General features: G+C 58.2%; 6 protein-coding genes (1 of these 6 cut by a window edge). All 6 read right to left on the bottom strand.

Going from position 1 to position 26,268, the window contains the following annotated elements; translation table 11 throughout:
* A protein-coding gene (locus tag J3R75_RS05275) for a LamG-like jellyroll fold domain-containing protein (RefSeq protein ID WP_307260324.1) crosses the window boundary here: on the bottom strand, nt 1–13,897 show its beginning. Its footprint begins 37,070 nt before the window's first position; the window shows 13,897 of its 50,967 coding nt (coding positions 1–13,897); its start codon is at nt 13,895–13,897; its stop codon lies beyond the left edge, outside the window.
* Between the two features lie 1,653 nt (nt 13,898–15,550).
* Nucleotides 15,551–16,267, bottom strand: a complete 717-nt coding sequence (locus J3R75_RS05280) for a transposase (RefSeq protein ID WP_307260325.1) — start codon at nt 16,265–16,267, stop codon at nt 15,551–15,553.
* A 2,520-nt stretch (nt 16,268–18,787) separates the two neighbouring features.
* Nucleotides 18,788–21,682, bottom strand: coding sequence for a secretin GspD/PilQ domain-containing protein (locus tag J3R75_RS05285; RefSeq protein WP_307260326.1), 2,895 nt, complete (start codon nt 21,680–21,682; stop codon nt 18,788–18,790).
* 152 nt (nt 21,683–21,834) lie between these two features.
* Entirely contained in the window at nt 21,835–23,067 is a 1,233-nt protein-coding gene (locus J3R75_RS05290) for a hypothetical protein (protein ID WP_307260327.1), read from the bottom strand.
* Nucleotides 23,068–23,070: 3 nt separating this feature from the next.
* Entirely contained in the window at nt 23,071–24,174 is a 1,104-nt protein-coding gene (locus J3R75_RS05295) for an Amuc_1100 family pilus-like protein (protein WP_307260328.1), read from the bottom strand.
* A gap of 40 nt (nt 24,175–24,214) precedes the next feature.
* Nucleotides 24,215–26,236 carry a type IV pilus assembly protein PilM gene (gene pilM / locus J3R75_RS05300; RefSeq protein WP_307260329.1) on the bottom strand — a complete coding sequence of 674 codons (2,022 nt, stop codon included), beginning with the start codon at nt 26,234–26,236 and terminating at the stop codon, nt 24,215–24,217.
* Nucleotides 26,237–26,268 lie beyond the last annotated feature (32 nt).

Consider the following 26,268-nt stretch of genomic DNA (forward strand, 5'->3'; position numbering starts at 1 on the left):
TGACCCAGACGAAGTCGCCCTCATTGTTGACATCAGTCAGGCCGATCCAAGCTCCCCAGCGGCCCTGCAGCAGGTAATTGGCAACGAGGTCATTTTCACCCTGGCTGGTGATGATGGCGAGCTGGCCGCCAAGGGCAGCGGCCTGGCCGTTGGCGTAGGTCCAGGTCCAGGCAGTGGCATCCGAGAGGTCGCCGACCTGGTAGTAGTGGCCGTTATACTCGGTATTGATGCCGAGGGCTTGGGGCGTGGCGTACATTTCCGCCCACCAGTTCGGGATGGCGTTGGGACGCTCGTGGCTGACCGGCGCCCCTTCCGCCGCCAGCCAGGCCGACGTGCTGCCGGCCGCCGGATGTTTCAGTGCGTAGGCTTCGGCCGCGCTGCCCGGGAAGGGCCGCGTGAAGTCTTCCACCGTGCTGCCGCCGTCGTCGAAGCGGTAATACGCCAGCAAGCCGGCAGCTTGAATATCGCTGGCCAGGCGCATCTGCTCGCCGCCGATTTCGGAGAGCACGCGGGCATAGCCCCAGACGCGGACTTCGTCCAACAGACCACTGGTCTGTTGGGTCGCGCTGCTGCCGTTGCCGCCGAGGATGAGTTCGCCAAATGCGTCCGGATCGGGCAGGGTCGCACCGGCCGGCAGGGTAGTCGTGACGACGGTCAGGCCATCAACAACGATGCTGACCGTTCCGGCAGCGCGGTCAAGGACTGCGGCCAAGTGATGCCACCCGGCAAGGCTGGCGGCGCGCAAGTTGTACTGCGTGTTTTTAGCCGTCAGAATCGTCTTGACGGAAGCGGTGTCATAATACATCGCCTGGGCATAAGGATTGCCGGCAGCGCTGATACCCATCCTGAATACGCTGTCGCTGCCAATCACATAGTTGACCAGGAAGCCACCGTTGTCGTCAGTGCCGCTGTACTTGTACCAGGCCTCGAAGGTCATTGATGCACTACCCTGGAAACGGCGGGAGAACGGCACTTCCAGGCCGTTCGGAGCGTTGGCAGCCATCGAGGCCAGGTTAAGAGCTTTGGGCGGGGAAATCTCCGTCGCGGCAGCGCCGTCTCGGCGGGCGATGCTGTAGCGCGGGTTGGTCACCAGGCGGTGATTGGCAGTATTCCAGGTGGCTATTTCCTCGCCGTCTTTGAGGCCGTCGTCGTCCGTGTCAGCTAGATTGGGGTTGGTACGCCACTGCTGGGCTTGCGCCAAAGTCAGGCCGCTGCCGCCTGGGCAGGGAAGCACCAGTTGGGCGGAGTTGTCGGTATCGTAGGGATCAAACCCCATACGGAACTCGTAGTAGTCGTTGATGCCGTCCTGGTCATAGTCCGTCCACCAGGCGGTGCCATCGACGACATCGCGGCCGGCGGCGTTGATGCCGGCGGTAGTGAGATTGCCAAAGTGTTGGAGTTCCCAGAAGTCCGGCATGCTGTCGCCATCGCTGTCGCGATTCAGATAGGTAAATGTCTCATCGCCTTCCTTGACCGCCGGCATAGGCAGACGTACAGCGGCGCCGGTGAGGACCAACGACGAGGACACGGCCTGGCGGCGTGTTGCCGGAAGCATGCTGCCGACAAATGAGCGTTTGGCATCTTCGAGGTACGTACCGGCATCATCGAAACGGAAATACGCCACCAGGGCATTCCAGCCAGGAGTGGAGTTGGTCAGGAACATCCCGCGTTGATCGCGTATAGCATCGCCATAGCGGCCACGGACGTTGTTATTGCTATCAGTCTGTTGGGTTTGCCAGACGCGCACTTCGTCCATGGTCAGCTTCAATGCGCCCGTGCTGTCCGCGCCAGCGAAAATGAGCTCGCCGTCACAGGGCACGGTGTCACGCAAGCCCACGGCAACAAAGGTCTGGTCGTATTCGAAGCCCTCGACCTGCGCAAAGAACGTGATGGTCATGGCATCGGGTTTGGTGCTGTTCAGTCGCGGAGGTTCCACAACAACGGCTGCATGTACCCAGCCATCAGCAGCAGTCAACGGCAAATCAGCGTAAGTGACAGGGACCAGCGTATCTTTCAAGTTGCGATATTTGAAAGTAAGCTTCCCGTCGACGAGGCCGAACCAGAAGTCGTCTGCGACTGCGACGCCGTCTTTCCGTGCGGTTTTGCGTAGCAGTGAGCCAGAAGAGGCCGAGTCAGCATCCAGCTTGAACCACAACTCCAGGGTCAGAGGACGAGTCGGGTCAATGCGGCCGGCATCGAAACCGGCAACCTTCGCCGAGTCTGTCACAGCATCGGGCACATAAAGCGCGCCGTTTTTGAGTGGTGAGTAGGGATCCAGGGGGTCTGAATAAGCCGTGACTTCGGCGCCATCTTCCACATCGTCATCATCGGTATCTTTATTATTGGGATGGGTGCGCAGGTCCTGCTCTTCCAGGTTGGTCAGACTATCATTGTCCGTATCGACATCACCATCGTAAGTTCCGGGCGTGGTTTGGGGCTTGGTCGGATCCAAGCCAGCGAGGAATTCGTAATAGTCGCCAAGGTCGTCACGATCATAATCCGAGTTGGCATTGGCGGTCGTCAAGTTACCGAAGTACTGACGTTCCCACCAATCGGCAATGCCATCGCCATCGCTATCGCGGCCAACTGAGGAGGTGCCGGGGATGTCGTCGACAGCGCTGTCGGTGACGGTTGTGCCCGTGGCCATTGCCGCATGACGCCAATTGTGCATCCAGTCATCGGCAAACACGGCGGCATTGTTTTGGACACTGCTGCCACCGTCATCGAACATGAACCAGCTCACCAGTGCCGCTTCATTGCCAGTCGGCTGGTCCTCGTATGTGGTCGTGCTGATCGCACGCACCGCATTCCACAAGCGCAGGTCGAAGAGCGCCCCATTCAGATAGCGCCCGCTGCGGACCGCAACCGGGCCGGCTGCGGTCAGCAGGGGCACCCTGCTCGTACTGGGGAGCAACTGATCGGAAGCGTCCTGCCCGTTGACATAGAAACGAGCTTGGAAACGATGGTAATCCGGAGAGGTCGTAACATTGCTGACGCGCCCGAAGGTGACCGCGACATGCGTCCAAACCGCATCGACGACTTTCACATTTGTGTCGTCCCTGGACGTAATCGTATGTAGCTGGGTCAGATCACCAGCGTTGTAATTGTAGTCCAATTGGAGACGGCCATCGTTCAAAATGACAAAGCGGTAATTGAACGCGGTGGCAGTGATCTGCCTTGACACGATCTCTGCAGGCGTGCCGACGGCAGGAAGAGCAGTGAGCTTGACCCATGCTTCCAAGGTGAAGCTGTCCATGGCATACTGGGCCAAATTGGACAGCGCGAGATACTGGTTACCTGTGGCATCCAGGTTCAATTGACGCAAGGTCAGCGGTGAACGGGCGTTCAGTGGATCGGTTCCCGCCGTTTGTTCAGCCACGTCCGATTTTGTATCATCATCAAGATCGGTGCTGAAGCCCGGTATGGTGCCAAGTTCCTGAGCATCGAGATTGGTCATGCCATAGGCGCCAGTAATTTCGTTGCGATCGAACACGCCGTCGTTGTCCGTATCGGCGCGGTTAGGGGCCGTGCCACAGAGGTATTCGTACCAGATATTCATTCCATCATTATCGGCATCGACGACCATCGCGCCAGTACCAAAGTACATGGTGGACCACCATGCCGGGAACTGCCCGGTGGGAATGCCAATATTATCCATCCACAAAGAGGAGTCGTTCTTCAGCCAGGCGGGAACGCCAATGGCCAGCGCATAGCGAGTATTGCGGTTGGGGTAAGGACGATCCGTCGCGTAAGCCCAGGCGTAGTCCTCAATGCTGGTGCCGGCGTCGTCAAAGCGATACCACAGTTCCAGGCCAGCCGGTACGGTCTCGTACACGACAAATTGGTTCTGCTCAATCTGTGCCAGCGTCCGCGCGCTCTTCCACACGCGCAGCTCATCCACATAACCCGTCGTCAGGAGGTCGGCCGCAAGAGCGCTGCCATTGCCGCCGATGAAGAGCGTGCCAGATGCAGGTTCGGCAAGCATTTCCTCGGCCGTGAAGTGGTAAGACGTCGTCGCCACGCCGTCAACATACAGCGACAAGCTGCGAGCCTGCTGATCCAATACGGCCGCCAGGTGATGCCAGCCAGTAGTGTTGTCAAACGTGTAACCGCTGGCGGCGGTAGTTTTTGTCGTGCCATCTTTGAAGGTGACCTTGGCCTCCGGCTTGCCGGCGTCCATACGCAGACTGAACACCTCAACCGCAGGAGTGCCGACCATGTAGGCCAGCAGCACGCCAGTGCCGTCAGTCCCTGCTTTGTACCACATTTCGTAGGTCATTGACGTCGCATCATTGAAACGATGGCGGCCGTGGGGCGTCTCCAGACCCTTGGCGCCTGTGGCAGACGACAAATCAAGGACTTTGTTCGGTGTGCGCACAAAGGTGCCCGCAATGTCTTCCATACGCGCCACGCTGTAGCGGGGGTTAGTCAGCAGGCTGTGGTCCTTGTCCAACGCGTACCAGTCAGCTATTTCGGCCGCGTCACTGACGCCATCGTCATCGCTGTCATTGAGATTGGGATTGACCCGCCAGTATTGCGCACGCGCCAAGGTCAGGCCGCTACCGGCAGTGGCGCCGTCAACTTCGGTATTCATGGCAGTGGCATTTTCCCGCAGTGGATTGCTGCCGGTCATGAATTCGTAGTAGTCGTTAATGCCATCGTCGTCGGTATCTGTCCACCAGATAGAACCATCGGGGCTGCTGATGGTGGCGGCAATCTGAGCGGTGCTCAGGTCACCAAACACCATGCGCTCCCAGAAGTCGGGCATGGAGTCATTGTCACTGTCGCCATATAAGTACTGGAAGGTCACGTCGTTGACATGGGAGGACTCGATTGCCACCATGTCACCATTTTCAATCGTGACGGCAGCCCGCAGCACATATTCGGGAATGACGTCAATTGACGAATAGCCGGCCAAGCTCATTGTTGCGTTCTCGGCGGTATGGCCGCCATCATCAAAGCTGTAGTAGGACGCCAGCTGATTCCACTGCGCACTCGGCAGAGCCCCGCCATAGAGCACGGCATTGCGCCACTGGGCAATGGCAGTAGTGCTACGCGCGGCATTCCACAGACGCAATTCGTCCATGTACATTTTCAAGCCACCGCTTTGCTTGCTGAGGTACAGATCACCATCATTGGCGGCGGGATTGCGCCGACCAAGGACCTGCAGGGTCTTGCTATGCTCAAAGCCGTCTACATTAACCACGAAAGTCACCGCCATGCTGTTGTCGGGATCAACGGTGCTGTTCTGCAGGACGACGGCGACGTGTATCCACTTGTCAGTGTCAGCTGATAAATCCAGGCCAGCCAGCTCAACCGTGGACTCGGTGTCCTGCAGTTTAGGCGCGCTGTTGGGGAAGGTCTTGCTTTCGCCCATGGTGCGGTACTTGAAGGTCAGAATGCCGTCAGCCAAACCCACCCAGAAATCGCCTTTTTTCGGCAGGGCCGGCTGGGTATTACCGAGGTCGTCCGTCCAGTCACTGCCCGGATAGGCGCTCTTGTAGATAAAAGGCACCACAGCATCGTCCGCAGGAGCCTCTGTGAGGCGATACCAGAACTCGATGGTCAACGGCGCGGAGTTGTTCACCAAGTCATAGTTTTCGACCTTGCCGAAGGCGCCGGCAGTAGTCAATTTCAGCGCACGGTTGATCATCGGCGAGTAAGGCGACTGCGGGTCGCTGGCCTGGACGTAGTCCACCGTGGTCGTGCCGCCGGCAAAATTGTCATAGGTGACGCTGAATTCGCCGGTAATTTCGCGGGTGGTAGCAAGGCCATCATCATCGGGGTCCAGCTCATCATAATTGTCACGGTCAACGCTGCTGGTACCCGCCAGTACCGAGCAGTAGTTTTCGTCGGCAGTGAAGGCGTGGTCAGTATCGTTGTTGTCAGCTGACGACCAGTAGGGATTGTGCAAACGGGACTCGGCATGGTAGCTCACCACTGCGTAATAGTAGGTCACGCCGTTGGTCACCGAGGTATCCGTAAAGGTCGGGGCATCGCCACTGTAGAGGGTCAGGACGTTGATGCTTCGGGTAACGGTGTCCACGCCGCCGACGAGCTCGGTTTCGCTGTAAACCACGTCGTTCTGGTTATACACCCGGCCATCAGCCAGGTAGAACGGTAGCTCCGCCGGGATGAAGGCTGAGGTCGAGCGCAGGATGTACACAGGATTGACCACATCCACCTGGCCGTTCTTCGGCCACTTCCACGTCAGTTTCACCGACAAGGCGCCGAGCCCAGTGGTCTGGCTGAGACCAGCGAGATCGCTGACCGAAGCCGGACGGTTGTTTTGGTCAGCCGACAAGGCGTTCGGCGTGCAATAGGCGTTGGCACTTTCATCGGAATAATTGCCGTTACGGGTATCGGTGACATCAATGAAGGGAGCGTCAAGGGCATAAAGCGCATAGTGATAGGTGACATTGTTGCTCAGGTCGCCCGCATCAGTAAAGGTGAATTCGTAGTAGTCTTTGGAATCGGCACCTATTGTGTGTGTCTTTTTGGTGAGTGCGATGGTGTCCTGGGGGTTGACGCTGTACTGGTTGGTGCCGCCACCGAGATCACGGGCGTACAGAATGGCAATGACTGTGGCATTCCGGCCGAAGACATCGCCAAGCGTGTACTGCTGGCCGTCATTAGGCGTCCCGTCAACGGCTGCGCCTTCGGAGCGCACGACAATGATATCGCCGGTGAAGGGCTTGTAAGCGATGGACTCCTCGTCATTATTTGACGATCCCAGGGCGTTATTGGCCGGGTGGTCCCAGTACAGGGTCAGTGCGGCATCACCGGGCTCAATGCGTAGATTGCGTACCGGCGCTGGCCGGGAGTCATCATCGGTGAGTTCCACGCCCCAGCCGCCGTAGGCTTCAATCATCTGGTCGCGGTCGTTGTTGAACGTCTTGCTGTTGCTGACCGGTTCCGCTGCGGTAGGCACCACTGAGTTCGGCGTGCCGTCATCGCGGCCATTGGTGATGTCGCCTGCGAAGGCCATGTAGTAATACCGGTTGCCGAAGGTGACATCTTCGTCAACATATCCAGTGTCCTTACCGACATAGATGACCTTGGTATTGCCAATGAAATCAGTCAGGCTGTAGGTCTGCCCTACTCCAGCCGGTACGGTTGTGTATACCGGCGTCACAGTGGCCGCAGTCACTGCAATGTCATGTGTAAAAGCTGGATCCGGATCCGTGAGGTACTCGAGATTGCGGGTGTAATCAAGAGGCAGAGATGCACCGGAAGCATCAACTAATGCCACGCTGCCATCCAGTTTCGTGCTTGCAGAATAGACAGTCAGCACAGGCGAAATCTTAGCTTCGGTCCGATCACTTTTGATGGCTATCGTCGGAGCGACGGTCACTACAAAATATTTTATTCCGCCTACGTCTCCGGTATTCCACTTGGGATTGAGATCGGCAGGCATAAAGGTGGTGGTGCCATCGTCGTCGGTGTACAGGCCAGTAGTCTCGTTGAGAACCAACGGGTTTACTGTATCGGCCTTATCGTAAAACACGTACGGATCCGCAACCGTGCCACTGCCGGTCCGGCAGATGACGGGGTCCGCGGCGTCAACAATATCCGCACTAAGGTTGCTGCCGATGACAAAATCCAAGGCCGTGACAGTCCCTCCCGCAACCGACGTCGTGCCCTGGGTCAATGACAGATTGCCGCTGCCGCGAGTTGCGGGATTGATGGTAAAGGCCATCGTGCTGCCGCCAATGTCAGCAGTTTCGTAGAGCGGGCGCAAGTCGGCTTCGGTAAAGGTGACAACGACATCCAAGGAATTCTTTGTCGTGTAATTCCCGGCACCATCAGCGACCAGTTTGACGCTGATGTCATTTTTATTGTAGTAGTGATACACGTAGGGATCGCCGACTGTACCGGAGCCCGTCCGTACGCGGGCGATGACGGGGTCCGCTATCGCAGCGCTGGCAGCAACCAGGTAGTTAGTTCCTGCTGGATCGATCATGAAGTTGACGCTGTTGGTCAGGCCGGAGGTGGACGTCTGCGTCAGTGGCGTGTTGCCGTTGGCACCGGTCGTGAGATAAAAACGCAGAGGCGCGCCGACAATAGTAGGCACGACGCTGTTATCCCCCACCGACCGATAATCGGTACCATCGAAATACAGCTCCGTGTCCGTATCAATGACCCTGAAGACAGGGTAGCTGTTAGGTCCAACAGAGTGCATTTTTTGCACTCTGCCGCCAAAAATATCGTCTGGCGTGTACGTGACAATCGGCCCCGTGCTGGAATCGGCCCGCGCGTATCGCAGCAGTCTGGTGTATTCAGGGTTGGTCGAAGACTCGCGCGACGAGTAGAAGCGCTTCATGGTCGGATAGCCATCCGGGAACGCCATGTAGCTGTTGTAGCTGCTAGGATATTCAGAACGGACGATGACGATATTGTCAAACGTCGTTGTCGGGTTTTCCCATGTCAGGGTGATCTGTCCCGCGCCCTTGTCACTGGTGCCGCGGCGAGCGGTGAAATTGGTTATTGCCCCGGGGATGATCTTGGCGGTGATCAAGTTGGAGACGACATTACTGGACGCGTAGGAGTGCTCCTCGTTATCTGCCGAGGTGCCGTAGATCACCCCGCTGGACAACACGCTCATCTTGAACTGCAGATTACCGAAAATGTGGGGATCGGTGTTGATCTTGCAGGTGATGTAGAAGCTATCGGTAGCGGAGAGAAGGCGCGGCGTGGCCAACTCGATGTCGGCAAAGTAGCCCAACTGGGTACGGCCAGCACCGAGGAAGTAAAGGTCGTCACCCACAGCGGGAAACGCTGGAGTCGGGTAGGTAAATGAACTGTTGCCGTCTCGATCAAGATAGGCAAAGCCGTGGGTGGAACCGGACACCAGTTTGCCGTAGGCGTTGCGGTGCGGGTTGCCCGCCAACAGCACGTCCGTCCCTTCGACATAGAAGTCGGCGTTGAGGGTGTCCGCGCTGGCCCCCATGTTGATCCACAGGGCGTCCTCGCTGCTCCACACGCCATTGGCATCGGCGTCGTACCAGATCAGATTGTCGGTAATGGCAAACACCGTCAGCGCAGCACCATTGGGTGGCTGACTGACGGTCGTGTCCTGCCGCACGCTGTGGGTGACTTTCGCCCCGACTGCACCCACTTCCTTATTATAGGCAATGTAACCATGGGTGTAATCAGATTTCCAACTGGTGCTCTTGGAGGTCAAGAAGGTATTACCGTCATAAATCTGCACACCGGCGCTTCTGGTGCCATCAAGCGGATTCAGCACCCAGGTCGGGTTCAGCTGGTTGGCCGCATCGGAGTCGAAATAAACCCGCACCCGACGCAAGGCCATCTGGTGTCCCGTGGTCTGCAGCGAACCGGGGTAGCCCACGTCAATGCGCATCAGGTTGAAATCGCCAGCGGTCGGCGTGACCTGCAGCCCCACATCCACCAGATTAGTGATGACGTCATTGGTTACCGTCTCAACAATTTGTGTATCAGTGACGATGCGCTTGTAGGTAATCGGTGGCGTGCAGGGATCAAAGGGGTCACGCGTCTGCACGGTCTTCGGCGTCAATATGGGAATGACTATGGGGGTGTCTAGCACGCCATCGTCGTCCAGATCGCTGGCACCACTGCCCCAAAATGCCTGGAAAATCACAGGCATTATAAGGCCATAGTTTCCGGAGGTCAGGTAGCTGACAAGTTGAACAGTCTCTGGAAATGCCGCATAGGTTGGGCTCTCCGCTGCCACGGCGCCTGGGCTGTAGGACACCCCCTGAGGAATAAAGCGCAGCATCTCCAAGGCGCCGTAAGGCACTATTTGTGCTTGCAGTTGCGCTATGTAATCCGTCCCTGGAGCGATTCCTGCTAATGGCAAGCCATCTTCACCCAACTCTTGCAGAGTAACGGTAGGAAAGAGATCTAACCACTCAGTGCCCAATAAAATATCAAAATCAATTGTAATACTCTCCAGGATATCTCTGATTTGGTCGCTAGTATATTCGAGATAGACGGGGTCGCCGCGTTTGTCTGTGATGGTGCGGGTGCGATCAGCGCCTAGTTGCTCCCAGCTGGAATAGACGTCGTTATCCCTGACGATATAGCTGATCGTGTCGTCGTAGGTGCCGAGAAGGTCGCTGCCCCAGAGCTGAATTTGAATGCTGTCGCCGGGGTCAGCATGTTTGGTGGGCTGGAGGACGAGGAAAAAGTCTGGTCCGGCGTTGTTGCCCAGATTATTCGTGGGCAGATCGCCGACCGAAACCGGGTCCAGGTCCATTTCGATCATATGCACAAAGGAATTGACATTCCAAGTGATGGTGTTGATCCTTGGCAACACTTGGTAACCGGTGGCATCAGTGACGTAGCGAAGGCGCGTGTCAGTCTGCTCGTCGAAAATACCATCGCCGTTATCCCTATATAAAGCGATACCACAATCCGCGCCGGTGCTATTGTCATCTATAAAGTCATTGGCGGCAAAAGCGGCGTTGTTATCCAATATCTGAAATGCAAAGTGATTGAAGCTGTAGCGGTACTGATCACTCTTCGGCGCAGTGATATCTAACGCCAAGACCGCTTTCTTTTCATTGACGGCCAGATACTGCCCATTGTCCGGTATGGAATAGAAGGTCGGCATGGCCATCTGTACTTCCGTACTGACACCACCAAAATTAGGACGGGCGTCAATCGGATGCGGGTCAAAGGGAGCGATCTTATTAGGATCAGGGTCTTCATAAGTCAGCAAGTCGTTGGGTCCGGGGGGTAGACCGGGTTTATTACCATCGTCCCAAGCCATGGTGTCAACAGCGGTCACACCGTGGCCGAACAAAAAGTCCTGCGAAGGACGGACCGTGACGCGGAACTTCTCGCCGTAGTCGGGTCCGCGATCATTGTCCGCATAGGACCGGCCGACACCGCCGCCACGAATGGCAATGATATAGTCCATGCCGCCATAGGCACCCGTGCCATACGAAGTTCCGTTTGTGTCGGAATTGAAAAAGTCGTGCTGATAAAGGGGAATTGCCGCCTTGGGACGCAAGACGACGTAGAAACGATGGATGGACTTCCCCGTGACGGGGTCGCTATATGCGGGTACTATGCTCTGAGTGACTTCACCATTCCAGAGAGTGCCATCCCAGTTGTACCAGACCAAGCTGTCTGTGCTCAGGGGAATCAGATTGTCACTAATGCTTGGCATGCGCGTGTCGTTGCCGCCGCGCGGATCAAACAGGCCCTTCTCATAAAGAAGGTTACCACTCTTATTGTCTTTCCACAGGCTCACGCCGGACATCGTGTCGTCCGTCAACGCCGCCAAGTCACTAGGCAGGAAATTCTCGCCCTCAAACCACACGCGGATGCTGTGCAGGGTCTCGTGGATATTGGAGTCTCGACTCGCCGCCATGTTGAAGCTCATCACCGGATTCGGGAAGCCGTCGGCCTCCAGGGCGTCCGGAACATGCGGAATGACATCAAAACTGACCCGCGCCTGCTTGACCTCTTCCTTATTTATATGGATGTTCGGATTCGCTACGCCGGGCCTGTTCTCAACCGTCGTCAAAAACGTGACGTTCTGTATCACGTTCTGAACACTCACCTGCAACTCACGGGTGGCGCGCCATTCTTCGTCACGAAGTACAACGCTGCTTAGCCCCACATTGGCTAGGTTGGCTGTGCGTGTGTAGAACTGCTCTTCCGGAAGGGGGTTAGTTCGACCATCGTCGAGGCTATTGATAAAATTCCTATATTCAGTCAAGGCTGTGGTGAAGGTGGCAATTGCGGTGTTGAAGGTGTTAACTGCCGAAGTCACAGACCCGATATTAATGCCAGTGCCGTTCAAGTACTCACCGAATTGGCCGCCGCAATAACCATTGCGCAAAGTATCAATTTGGGCTCTGGCAGAGGCGTAGTTAATTACGGCATTATCAAATGCTGTTAATGCACTTATGTAAACATTACGAGCAGCAGCAATCTGTCCGTCGCTAAAAGGAGGAGCGTTTGTCGATGGGCTGGCTGGTGCGCCCAAATCAGAATCCCTTGAATACTGGGGGAAGAAGTCATAGATGTCATCTCTGGCGAGGTAGATATTTGCCGACGGCAGTTCCTGCGGGAGGAAGACCCTGAAATCCGCGCCATATTTGGGCTGATGGGTCACTGACGCCGTGTCGGGCTTGGTCGTAATACACACGAAGTAGTCAGGCAGGCCATTCGCGACGCTGGGGATCTTATGTCCACTTGCTCTTTGTGGGTGATCGTGCAAAGCAAGCGTCACGGTGGCGATGTAGTAGTCCTTGTTGTCATCAAATGCCATGCGCGACAGCCAGGAATTAGGGTCGGCTGGGGTGAAATTGTCCGCATACCACCGGTCTTTCAAGGCCGCGCCGCGAGCAACTAGTTCTTGGTTTACGTTTGTTGGCGCAGGCGTTGTCGCCGTGTTTGGTAAATATATATTGTTCCATATCGCTGCGGTGCCACTGCGGCGAGGTAAGGAATGAAAATTCGTCGAGGAGACACGATTTTGCGCGAGTGCGACTGCATAGTCGACATTGCCGCTGAACCGTGTTTCCAAGCCATCAATGAACTGGCGGAAATAGCCGTCATTTGGCGTTTCCCCAGCCATTTTCAAGCGTTTGACCACCACATTGCCATGGGTATCAGCACCAGTATCGTTCGTGTGCCGGCTGACCAACAAGTCGCTAGCGTACTCGAAAGTGCCGTTGGCGTTGGCGTCATACCACACGGAAATATTAGCCAATCGGGTATCCGAGGTCTGCTCTTCGGTGGTCAGGTCAGTCAGGGGGTTGAAACTGGAAACACGTGGGTCCACCTCAATAACCACCGTGACGCTTTGGAGCCATTCGTCGTCACCACGACCGTCCGTGGCACTCACCGTACCACGCCGCCCAGCTACATTGATGCCCAGGACCGGATAGGGATCATGGATGCCCATGAGCTCCCGCTGGGCGATCATCTCATAGTAGGCGTCCGGCGCCGTACTGTCCTCGGGGTCAAAGAAATTCGGCAGGTTGGTCCAGCCTGAATTCAACGAATAGTACGCTAGGGGCGAATTGAGGTACTCACGCACTCGGGAACGATTGCCAATGAAGTAAGGGGGGTAGCCCAGATAGTCGTACAACTCGAAAGGCTGCCCCTCGCGAATAAAGGTGCGATGCGCAATCATGTCAATGACGTTCGCTTCGCAGACTAAGGTGTTGCTCCGCGCATGTCGCGGGCCGGATACTCCAAAAAAGGTCGGGGCGGTGCCGCCCGTCAGCTGATACCAGACGTTATCCACGAAAAGATTGAATGTTGAACGCGTGTTGCCGAAATTGTTTTTCACTTCTCCAGTACTGCGCTGAACCTTGAAGACGTCGTTTACAGTGTCAGTATTGAGGTCTGTTGCCTCGCCATTTGAAACAAAGGGTTTCGTCTTGATCACAACCCAGTAGTAGTAGGTCCTTGCCGTGGAAGTAGTATAGTTATCACTTACGGTCGAAAAAGCGCCAAGGCCATGCGCGTTCGTGTTACTGGCCTGGCGGTATTTGTTATCCGGCGCTTGGCCATTGTAAGATTCAGTAATACCGGTATGGACCAGGCCGACTTCGTCCAGAATGGCCGAACCATTCTGCATGTATTGGCTCAAGGAAAAGGTAATGTAGGTGGGAAAGGCCGACGCAGCATCGTCCTTGGTGACTGTTTGTTCAATCATGATGACCGCCGTCCAGGGACTGCCCGGCAAAATGCCCTGGTTCTGGTCCGTGACCGGCTGAAAACTAAAGCTGGCAGCGCCACGGACGACACCGGCGCTGAGAAGCAAGGTGGCCAGAAACAGCCAGTGCCAGTGCCCTCCCCGACGCCAGCCCGTAGCCCGGCCGGCCTGCTTCTTGGTCTCTGCTGCCATCGTGCGGCGATTCTCGGTGTGCGTGATTTTCGTCATCATGCCTTGACCTCTTTGCTCGTTCGTGGTTTCGTTTTGTTGCTTGTTGTTCATATGTAATTTGTGTTTCATGTGCTGATGATGGTCACGGACCAAACTCGCCCGCTGTCCCGGGGCTTTGCCGCCGCGCTGAGCGCCAACCGGGACCGTCCCGACTAGGCCGCGCTCGACACGCGTAGTTCTATTTGCTCTATTATTTAGCAATTTCCGTGCCATATAAAAACAAAATTCCCCCGGGGATACTTTTTGCCGCCGGGACGGCCCGCGTTCACAATTCTCTCCCCGCCTTCAACCCCACTTAATGGCTTCCACAGCCACGACTAAGGCCAATTCAGGTAGAATAACGGAAAACTCTTTACAGTAGGGGACGATGCGCAAATTGCAAGATTCGCAAAGGCATTTTTAGCCTCAGATGAGGCGCCGAATTCAGGCTGTTCCTTCTCAATTTTGCGATTGAGCCCTTTTTGCACGTTTGTAAGTGCAAGCTAGTCGGCAAACTGACGGCACTTGCGACACCTGTCACGAATTCTTATTATCAGGCTTTCCGCAGCTTCACCCCAGCTTTGTTTATGGCGACAACACAGCTTCCACATAGCTTAATCCCCATATCCGGACAATTTACGCACAAGTTATCAACAGCCGATGCTTGCAGTAATAGCGCAAAGTTCTTGCGTTTGCTTTCACCGAACAAATTTTCGCCCGGCCGGCCCACCGCGCGTTTTTTCCCGGCCGTGGCGCGGGGAGCTTTTTTTATCTACAGATTACACAGATTACCACAGATTTGTTTTGAGATTGGTTGCCTGGCAATCCAGGGCCGGAGAGCGGGCGTCCCGCCTGTCTCCCGGCGTGGAGTGGGCGTCTCGCCCACTCCGACAAGACGGTTCATTTCCCCGTCCGCGCCATCCCCGCCGACCGTACCCGGTCCGTTTCCCGCCGACCGTACCCGGTCCGTTTCCCGCCGACCGTACCCGGTCCGTTTCCCGCCGACCGTACCCGGTCCATCTCCCGGCCATCGCGCGCCCATCTCCCGGCGTGGAGTGGGCGTCTCGCCCACTCCGACAAGACGGTTCATTTCCCCGCACTCGCCATCCCCGCCGACCGTACCCGACCCGTTTCCCGGCGTGGAGTGGGCGTCTCGCCCACTCCGACAAGACGGTATATTTCCCCGTCCGCGCCATCCCCGCCGACCGTACCCGGCCCGTATCCCGGCCTATCCCCACCGACCGAACCCGGCCCGTCTCCCGGCGTGGAGTGGGCGTCTCGCCCACTCCGACAAGACGGTTTATTTCCCCGCACTCGCCATCCCAGCCGACCGTACCCGGCCCGTCTCCCGGCCTATCCCCGCCGACCGTACCCGGCCTGTTTCCCGACGTGGAGTGGGCGTCTCGCCCACTCCGACAAGACGGTATATTTCCCCGTCCGCGCCATCCCCGCCGACCGTACCCGGCCTGTATCCCGGCCTATCCCCACCGATCGAACCCGGCCCGTTTCCCGGCGTGGAGTGGGCGTCTCGCCCACTCCGACAAGACGGTATATTTCCCCGTCCGCGCCATCCCCGCCGACCGTACCCGGCCCGTCTCCCGGCCCATATCCCGCCCGTCTCGCGCCCGTCTCGCGCCCGTCTCGCGCCCTGCCTGGGCACAGCCCAGTGGCGCGTCATGCTTGATCATCGGCGTCCGGTGGCAGCCAGGATATGTCTGGCATACGTGGCCAGTCGTCCGTTGGCGCGGGCAGTTCTTGTATTGGCCACACCCACTGCCAATTATGCAGACCAGCGCTGACTGGATTGCGCACTACGTAATTCACCTGATTGCGGTATTCGTCTTCATTGCGAATGATATGGTCGTATGATTCCGACAACCAGACCTTTTTGCCCGGCGTAGCGCGCAACTTATTGATTTCATGCGCTGTATAGCTTTTCCAGTTGCGAGTGACATTTGACAACATTATACCATCAGCTGGTTCGACAATGACATGTACATGATTGGGCATGATAGCCACCGCATGCAGATAGTATTCCTCGTTGTCCCGAAACCAAAGTGAATTCCACACTACTTGCGCAAAACGATCCTCGCGGAGAATGCATTCGCCAGCACCAGCTGACAGATAGTATTGCACCGCCACCGAATCTTGGTCATAACGCGGCGTATGGCGATTGATTCCCAAACACTCATCGCTTGTTATTGCAGCCATGTAGTCATCAAGTTGTAAGCGCCACTCCCTCAGTAACTCCTGTGGCATGGAATCTATTAGCCTGAAACAACAAGAGTAGATCGCGCCGTAGGCGTGGACGTGAGGTAAATGTTGCCAGTCGCTGTGACGGTATACGCCGAAGAATGGATCAGGTAGGTAGTTAAATTCGCTCCGGGGCATGATTATGGTCTCCTTATAGCAATCTTATAAAGCATTCAATAAATTGCTTTAGGAGCAATAATGACATGCATAAAAAGAAAACATCAAGTGCGAAAATGAAATAATGGCATATTGCTTCAAATGCTGCGGACCGGTATCGCCTCGTGCTTGGGACGCCGGGATGGCGTCGTGGCCACCTCGCGGTAGTGACGTCGCTGACGTTCCGCCGCGCGCAGACGTTGGCAGTCGGCGTGATCGCAGTAACACTTGGACGAAGCGGCCGGCCGATTGTCACCTGCCACATAAAGTGGCCAACGGCCGGTCAAGTCGCGGCCATTGCCAGTGGCAGCGTTACGGCCACTTTATGTAGCAGGTGACACGCGGGACAGGGTGCGGGCGAGACGCCCACTCCACGGGCCGGGTACGGTCGGCGGGGATGACGAGGGCGGGGAAATGAACCGTCGCTTCGGAGTGGGCGAGACGCCCACTCCACGGCCGGGAGACGGGCGCGGGACAGGGTGCGGGCGAGACGCCCACTCCACGGGCCGGGTACGGTCGGCGGGGATGACGAGGGCGGGGAAATGAACCGTCGCTTCGGAGTGGGCGAGACGCCCACTCCACGCCGGGAGACGGGCGCGGGACAGGGTGCGGGCGAGACGCCCACTCCACGGGCCGGGTACGGTCGGCGGGGATGACGAGGGCGGGGAAATGGACCGTCTTGCCGGAGTGGGCGAGACGCCCACTCCACGGCCGGGAGACGGGCGCGGGACAGGGTGCGGGAGAGACGCCCACTCCACGGGCCGGGTACGGTCGGCGGGGATGACGAGGGCGGGGAAATGAACCGTCGCTTCGGAGTGGGCGAGACGCCCACTCCACGCCGGGAGACGGGCGCGGGACAGGGTGCGGGCGAGACGCCCACTCCACGCCGGGAGACGGGCGCAGCACGGCCCTGGATTGCCAGACAACCAATCTCAAAAAAATCTGTGGTAATCTGTGTAATCTGTGGATAAAAAAAGCTTCCCGCAGCACAGCCGGGAGACGGGCGCGGGACAGGACGGGAGACGGGCCGGGTACGGTCGGCGGGGATGACGAGGGCGGGGAAATGAACCGTCGCTTCGGAGTGGGCGAGACGCCCACTCCACGGCCGGGAGACGGGCGCGGGACAGGGTGCGGGCGAGACGCCCACTCCACGGGCCGGGTACGGTCGGCGGGGATGACGAGGGCGGGGAAATGAACCGTCGCTTCGGAGTGGGCGAGACGCCCACTCCACGCCGGGAGACGGGCGCGGGACAGGGTGCGGGCGAGACGCCCACTCCACGGGCCGGGTACGGTCGGCGGGGATGACGAGGGCGGGGAAATGAACCGTCGCTTCGGAGTGGGCGAGACGCCCACTCCACGGCCGGGAGACGGGCGCGGGACAGGGTGCGGGCGAGACGCCCACTCCACGGGCCGGGTACGGTCGGCGGGGATGACGAGGGCGGGGAAATGAACCGTCGCTTCGGAGTGGGCGAGACGCCCACTCCACGCCGGGAGACGGGCGCGGGACAGGGTGCGGGCGAGACGCCCACTCCACGGGCCGGGTACGGTCGGCGGGGATGACGAGGGCGGGGAAATGAACCGTCGCTTCGGAGTGGGCGAGACGCCCACTCCACGGCCGGGAGACGGGCGCGGGACAGGGTGCGGGCGAGACGCCCACTCCACGGGCCGGGTACGGTCGGCGGGGATGACGAGGGCGGGGAAATGAACCGTCGCTTCGGAGTGGGCGAGACGCCCACTCCACGCCGGGAGACGGGCGCGGGACAGGGTGCGGGCGAGACGCCCACTCCACGGGCCGGGTACGGTCGGCGGGGATGACGAGGGCGGGGAAATGAACCGTCGCTTCGGAGTGGGCGAGACGCCCACTCCACGCCGGGAGACGGGCGCGGGACAGGGTGCGGGCGAGACGCCCACTCCACGGGCCGGGTACGGTCGGCGGGGATGACGAGGGCGGGGAAATGAACCGTCGCTTCGGAGTGGGCGAGACGCCCACTCCACGGCCGGGAGACGGGCGCGGGACAGGGTGCGGGCGAGACGCCCACTCCACGGCCGGGAGACGGGCGCGGGACAGGGTGCGGGCGAGACGCCCACTCCACGGGCCGGGTACGGTCGGCGGGGATGACGAGGGCGGGGAAATGAACCGTCGCTTCGGAGTGGGCGAGACGCCCACTCCACGGCCGGGAGACGGGCGCGGGACAGGGTGCGGGCGAGACGCCCACTCCACGCCGGGAGACGGGCGCGGGACAGGGTGCGGGCGAGACGCCCACTCCACGGGCCGGGTACGGTCGGCGGGGATGACGAGGGCGGGGAAATGAACCGTCGCTTCGGAGTGGGCGAGACGCCCACTCCACGGGCCGGGAGACGGGCGCGGGAGAGACGCCCACTCCACGCCGGGAGACGGGCGCAGTACGGCCCTGGATTGTCAGACAAGCAATCTAAAAAAAATCTGTGGTAATCTGTGTAATCTGTGGATAAAAAAAGCTTCCCGCAGCACGTCCCTGAGGCTTAGTGCCGGAAGTCTGGGAGGCCGCGGAGGTCGTTGGCGCGGATGGGCAGGCCTTCGGGGTTGACCAGGCGGGCGTTGACGAAGATAAGCAGATTGGTTTTGACGCTCTTTTCGCCCTTACTGGAGAAGAGGCGGCCGAGAAGGGGCACGCGGCCGAGGAAAGGCACGCGGTCGTTGTATTTTTCCAGGCGTTCCTGGATCATGCCGCCGAGAACGACGGTTTCGCCATCCCAGACGACCAGCTTGGTGTAAGCCTCGCGTTTGGAGAGGATAGGCATGTTGTACTTGACTTCGAGAGGCTGACCGGAAACGATCATGAAGGTATTGAATGACGTTTCGTATTCGAGGAAGTCGATGACCTGGGGGCTCAGTTCGATGTCGATGGAGTAGCCATCGGCGGAGACAGTCGGGGTGACATCAAGGATGACGCCGATGTCGGTGCCATCGCCGAATTCCGGCATGGACGGGGTGTAGTCACGGGCGCCGCTGTCGCCTTCGGGGGCGCCGAGTTCTGGTGGGGTCCAGCTTTCGGGGAAATAATGGACCGTCACGACTTTGATCTGGGCGGTAGTGCCGCTGATGGTCGTGATTTTGGGCGCTGAGAGGACGTCGGAATGGGTTTCCTGTTCGAGCGCATGGACGATGGTATTGAACGCGTAATTGCCGAGGATGGAATAGACATTAAAGAGGGTGTCAGAACTACCGCCAAACATTGATTCAGCGAAACGCAGACCGCTGGTGATAGCGGGTTCTTTACCGATGCCCAGCTGGAAGTTGTCGCCTTTATTGCCAATACCGGTGTTGTGGCCGCTGTACTCGTCGTTGAGATAATTCTGGCCACCGACTTCGGCCGCGCGGTTGAAGCTGACGCCGCCAGCGACCATGGACCATTCGAAGCCCAGTGAACTCAAGTCGGTTTGTTTGACTTCGACGAATTTTGCTTCGATGCTCACCTGGGTCGGGGTGATGTTGAGTTCCTGGAGGATCTTCTCTACCCGCAGCTGATTTTCCGGCGTGTTATGGACAATAAGTTTGCCGGCGCGGGGGTAATGCATGATGCGAGCGCCCGGGGGATAGGTCACGCCCATGCCCATGAAGATACTGGCGACATCAATAAAGTACTTGCTACCGCCGGTGCCACCACCGGTGTCGTTATCATCATCGTCGTCATCGTCGTCATCGTCGTCATCGTCATCGCCGGTGTCTAGCGTCAGCTTGGAAAGTTTTTTGCGGGTACGACCGACATCGAAGACACCTGCTTCGACATTGTAGAAGCGCGTTTCCATTTCGTCCATGGGGTTTGCCGGGTGGTTGATGACAACCGCTTTGCGCTCGATTTTTTGTTTGACGCCGGTGATCAGGCAAATGGTATTGAGCACTTCATTCATGGTCACGTTGGACATTTCCATGGTGATGGTCTTGTCGGCAAAACTCTCGGTGATGACCGGTGCCGCAGCAGCGGCGCCCATACCCATGCCCATGTCCATCCCCATGCCCATGCCCATGCCGCCCATATCTCCCATGCCGCCCATGGCAGGAGCGCCCATGCCGCCCATGCCGCCCATGGCGCCCATATCACCGCCCATAGCGGGAGCGCCCATGGCGCCCATGCCCATATCGCCGCCCATGGCGGGAGCGCCCATGCCGCCCATGCCCATATCACCGCCCATGCCGCCCATGCCGCCCATACCCATATCACCGCCCATGCCGCCCATGCCGCCCATGCCGCCCATGCCCATATCTGGGCCCATGCCAGCAGGTGCAGCGGCTCCGGCGCTGCGGATGGGTTCGAGTTGGACGACGAAATTGATGCCCTCGCCATCGGGGTCAAGTTCCTGACTCAGCCGTCTGAGTTTGGCAAAGACGTCGGCCAAGGGCGTGTCCTGGAACTTGACTTGGGGAATGATCATGGTTTCGAGTTTATTACGCAGGCCGAGTGTTTCGTCGGTTTTTTTGAGGGCTTTGGAGCCCAGAGCGCTACTGGAGCGGGTCAGCAAGGGAGTGACGGGTTCTGCCCATTTCCAGCGCACTTCGGCGAGGCGTTCCGCAAGAATGCTGCCCAATTTGGCGGTTGCGGCCTTTTCCAACTCAGTAGAAATACGCGCGAGATAGCGAATGGCTTCCAGGTTGTAGGGATCATCCAGGAGCACGGTCTCAAAAGTATCACGGGCATCGCTGTAGCGTCCATAGGCCAGTTGCACTTTGCCGGCTTGGAGCAGCTCCTTGATTTTGTAATTGATATCAGCCACGTCCTTGACGACATTTTCTGGCTTGGTTGCTTCCTTGAATTCAATGTCTTTGCTGGCGAGGGCGTAGTCACGGCGGAGCTTGTTGATACGGTCTTTTTCGCCCGGGGCGTATTCGAGGGCGCGGGTCAGTTTTTCCAGAGCGTCTTCCACCTGTCCAGCCTGTATTGAGCGGCGGGATTCTTCCATCAGGTGTTCGGCCCAGTCGAGGTACATTTCGTATTGCATGCGCCGGATGTACTCCATGCGTTCCTGTACGACCGGGCTGCTTTCGCCGGCGCGTTTCATGTATTCGCTGGCCTCATTGAGTTTTGCGGTCGCCTGTCTGAACTTGGCTTCGGCCTCATAGAAATCCCGGTCAGTATAGGCGTTACGGGCCTGCACGATAAGTTCTTTGCCGGCTTCAAAGCACTCCTGGCGGCGGATGCTTTCGCGCATATCGAGTTCGTTGCCGATCTCTTCCACGGGCGGTTCCACGACAGCGGGTTTTACCGGTGGTGGGGCTGTGGCGCCGTCGCCGGCTCCGATGGCGGCGTCTGGGGCGGGTGCCGCGGCGTTATCGGGGGCGAGCTGTGCAAAAGACACAGTAAGCAACAGGCATGCAAGAATAATGCAGGCCAGGCAGCGGCTGACGACGTTGTTTTTCATTATGACCACACTTTTCTGTTGTTGCATCATGGATGACAACTCCCCGTTAGGACGGGGGGAATGAGCAGGGCTACAATATGCCACATTTCCCCGGTCTCTCTACTATGTTACAATAATTTTGTAATAATATTCACGCTGGTGTAAAAGAAACGTTAAAATTGTCGTCTCAGGTTTCCTGGCATCATGCCGTCGCCGCCGGGCGGCATGCCCATGTCGCCACCGCCGATGGGGGCGGTATTAGGCAGGCCGACGTCATCGTTGAGGTTATAGAGTGGCACCTGGATTTCAAGATTGACTTCGCCCTTGGGGGCGGCCAGCCTGCCGATGGTGATGGTGTTTTTCGCTTCATCGGCGGCAAGGATGCGGTAGTATTCGGTGTACGGACCGGTGCTTTTTTGTTTTTGCAGCGGGAATTCCTCGCCGACAGTCTTGACCATGGCGAAGCGGGTGAAGACCAGGCGCTGGTATTCGCGCAGGCGGTTGGCGAGGAAAACGAACTGCACCGTGACATCGTTGTAGGTGACGGTGAGATTCTGAACCAGGCGGTAGCGTGTATTCGGGTCGTTGGTCGGGGAGATGACAGCGAAGGCGGTTGCGGTGTCACCCTCGCCGTCGAAACCGGCGTCGATCAGCTTGAAGTCCATGAAGCTTTCGCCGATGAGCAGTGTGCGGCTGCGTTGACGTTGGGATTTGGCGTCGAAGTAGTTGAGGGCGACTTCCCACTTGGCCTTATCCGTGCTGTTGTAGGTATCGACAGTGCGCATCTGCAGCGGCAGTGGCCGGCGGAAGGTCTTGATGCTGCGGATGAGGTTGCCCAGTGGGGGGAAGACGTCCGGATCATCCATGGCTGTTCCGGCGCGGTGTTCTTCGACATTGAGGAAGCCGTCGTTGTCATAGTCCTGGCGGGCGTCCTGCGGGTTAAGATAGTTGAGGAAGGTGGGGTATTTTTGTTCAACGAGATCGGGGATGCCGTCGCCGTCCGTATCGTCGCCTTCTTCGGAGTCCTTGCCGAGGTCGAGTTGTTTGGTGGCGCAGAAGGGGCAAGTGTCTGATGAGAGGGCAAGCAGATAACTGCATTTTTCACTAAGGCATTTGATATAACGGTGGGGGACGACGAGGCTGCCTTTGGGATCGTCCTTGACTGTACTGACAATGGTGATGTTTTTGCGCGTATCGCGGAGATTTTCCTCGGCAGTAAAACGAGTGGTGTCCAACACAGGCAGTATTGAGCCGCCTTTAACCATGCTGCTGGCGCCCTGCTTTTTCTGTTCGAGGTCTTTTTTGCTGCGGTCGAAGGCGCCGAGGACGAAGACGCTGCCCAAGAGCAGGAGGAGCAGGAAGAGTCCGAGGACGACCTTTTCGTAATGTTTGATGAAGATATCCACTGATCAGTTCCCCTGCGTAGTGGTCTGGGAGTTGAATTCGATAAGGTCTAGGCGCACGTTCAAGGTGACCTGTTTGGGAGCGAAGACCAGATAGTCTTGTCGCTTTGGCGGTGGCAGCATGGCGGCGTTGGCTGCGGCGCCCTGCCCGGCCATGCCGGGGTTCATTCCCATACCGTCCATGCCCATGCCATCCATGCCCATGCCGGGGTTCATGCCCATGCCGGGGTTCATGCCCATGCCGGGGTTCATGCCCATGCCGGGGCGGCGGCGTCCGGGTGCCATGCCGTCCATGCCACCCATGCCGTCCATCCCCATGCCCATGCCCATGCCGGCGCCGGCTCTGCCGCCCACGCCGCCGCTCAGGGTCAGTTCCTGGGCGATGGCGAGGCTCATGCCGAGGTCAGTGAACTGGTCGGGGGCGCTTATATCGACCGTGCGGATGAAGAAGAGGTATTTGGCTTCGTTGTTGATCAGATTGAGAAGCTTCTGAACGGATTCCGGGGAGCCAGTGGCCACGATTTCGACGGGGGTGTAGGTATAGATGTCTTCTTGCTGCACGACCAGGTCCAGGGGGCGGACCAGGCTGTCCAGCGAGCTGATGCCGGACAGGGGCAGAATGCGGCAGACCTCCTTGATGATGGCCAGCTGGCGGAAGATCTGGAAGAGGTCGTCCTTATGGGGCAGCTTCTCCTGCATGGCAATATTGTCGAAGGTAAAATAGGCGCTGGTTGGGGCAAAGAGGACATTGCCGTCGGCCAAGGCCTTCTGGAGAGCGGTAATTTCGCTTTTGAGGACGCGCACGGCCTCCAGCGGGGTTGCCGGCACCTGTGGCTCAATGTGTGATTTTTCAGCCAGGCTGAGTTGCAGATTATTGAAATGCTCGGTGGCAATGCGCAGATTGTTTTCGGTGACTGTGATGTTGTCTTGGCTGAGCTTGATATTGCTGCCTTTGACGCGGTCAAAGAATTCGAGTTGCTTGGCGGTTTCGGCCTGGTGTGCGGCGAGGGTTTTGTTCGCTTGCAACCAATAGACGATGATACCGATAGCCACCACGAAGCAGACGACCGCAATGGCCAGGAAGCCCCAATTTTTTTTGACAAAATCCATAGCAGACCTTTGTTAACTCCGGCTGAGTCCTTGCATCGTCCTAGAAATTACCGCCACCCATGCCGCCACCCATGCCGCCGGTGCGGCCGGCCCTGGCTGTGACCTCATAGAATTCAACTGGCATGGTGAATTTGACCTGGATGATGAAGGTGCTGATATTTTTGACGGTAGTTGCCGAGCGATAGATTTTGAGCACGGTCATTTGCGGGTCGGCGGAGAAGAGCTGTGACTGCCGGAGGGCGGCCTCGAATGCCAGCTCAGGGGTACTGCCGGCCTGCCGCATGGCACGAGCGATTTTATCATTGTTGGTCAAGGGGGCGGCCGCGTCGCTGCCGTCGGCTGGGACAGCGTCGGGCTCTTCGGGTTTATCGACGGTGAAAGGCAGGGGAATTTCGTCGCCGATGCTGAAACTGACGGGGCCTTTATCAGGCATGACCGAGTAGCCGACTATTTCCAGGCCGCCGACGGTGGTCATTTTGCCGAGGGCAACCGCTTCGCCGCCCAGCATGGCGCCGTCCATCATGCCGCCGTCCATAGGGCCGAACATGCCGCCATCCATGGGGCCGAACATACCGCCGTCCATGGCACCGGGGGCGGTATCAGCGGCGCTGACGGGTACGAAAGCCTTCACTTCGCCGTAGATGGGCTTGATGGAGGACAGCCAGAGATTGTTGGGTTTGATGCGGTTAATCTCATTGAGAATGACGGGCCATTTCGCCTGCTGCAGCAAGAGGTCGCTGACGGCCTGGTACTGGTCTTCCTTTTGCCGGGCCTTGTTGCGGGCCTCTTCGATTCTCGCCAGAGTGGGCTTGTTTTCGATCTGCAGTTTTTCCAGCTCGCGTTTGGTCTGTTCGAAGATTGTCCCGCGAACGCTGACGCCATAGGCGACGACGCCAAGAATCATCAAGCCGGCAATCATACTGAAGACGAAGTAGGGTTTTTTCTTGTCAAAATTCTGTTGGCGGCGGATCGTTTCCGGTATGAGGCTCAGTTCGATGGGGCAGGAGCTGGCGTAGCGCATACCGAGGCCGATGGCCTCGCTGAACATGTGGGCGACTTCCTGCAGGCGATTGCGGTCGACGCTGGGCAGGAGGGTGACCACCTGGAAAGGATTGAGGTATTCGACTGGTATGCCCAGCTTTTCGGAGAAGAAGACATCGCAATAGGAGAGAATGGAGCTGCCGCCGGTCAGGTACATTCTGACGGGGCGGGAGCCCTTCTGCTGGGCGCGGTACACGTTGATGGAACGGGCAATTTCGCCGTGCAGCCGCGCCATGACATTGCGGATGATCTTGGAGACGTTGGCGGCGGTCTCGGATTCGGGCTCGGCATAGGCACCGCCGAGGGCGACGAAGCCATGCCGGCGTTTGAGCTCTTCGGCCTCAGGCAGGCCGATGCCGAATTCCTTGGCGATCTGCTGCGTGATGGCGTGGCCGGCAATGGGGATGGTACGCGCGAAAAAGTGATCGCCTTCGGCAAAAATCAGATTGGAACTGCGACCACCGATATTGAGGACCACGACGCATTCGTTATCGCCAATGGCATTGGCACGGACGGCGTTGTAGCAGGCGGCGGGGGCCACGTCAACCAGAATGGGTATGCAGCCGACCATCTGCACGGCGGCGGTGAATTGCTCGACGATCTCGTTTTTAATCACCACTGACATCACGTCGATGTTTTCGGCGTTTTCGCTGGCGATCAACTGGTAGTCCCAGATGACCTCGCTGACGGCGAAGGGGATATTCTGGATGGCCTCGTATTCGGCGAGCTGCTTGATCTGCTTGCGGTCGTAATTCATGGCCGGCAGGCGGCTGAAGCGGGTCAGTGCGGATTGGCCGGACATGCAGATCATGGCTTTGCGGGCGGTGAAGCCGCCCTCGGCGAGCATCTGTCGCAGGAGGCCGGCGACGACGCCCATGCGGGTTCCTTCGGACAATTCCTCTTCATATTCCCGGTGTGCGAAGAGGGCCAGGCGCACTTCGCCGCTGGATGCGTATTCGAATTCGCACAGCTTGATGCTGGTTGCGCCGATATCGATTGCCAGAATCCGATCGTGTGCCATGGATTACTGTTCCGCTGTCAGGTGGTGGAAAA

It is taken from the genome of Oligosphaera ethanolica, from assembly GCF_030814695.1.
In the GTDB taxonomy this organism is placed as follows: domain Bacteria; phylum Verrucomicrobiota; class Lentisphaeria; order Oligosphaerales; family Oligosphaeraceae; genus Oligosphaera; species Oligosphaera ethanolica.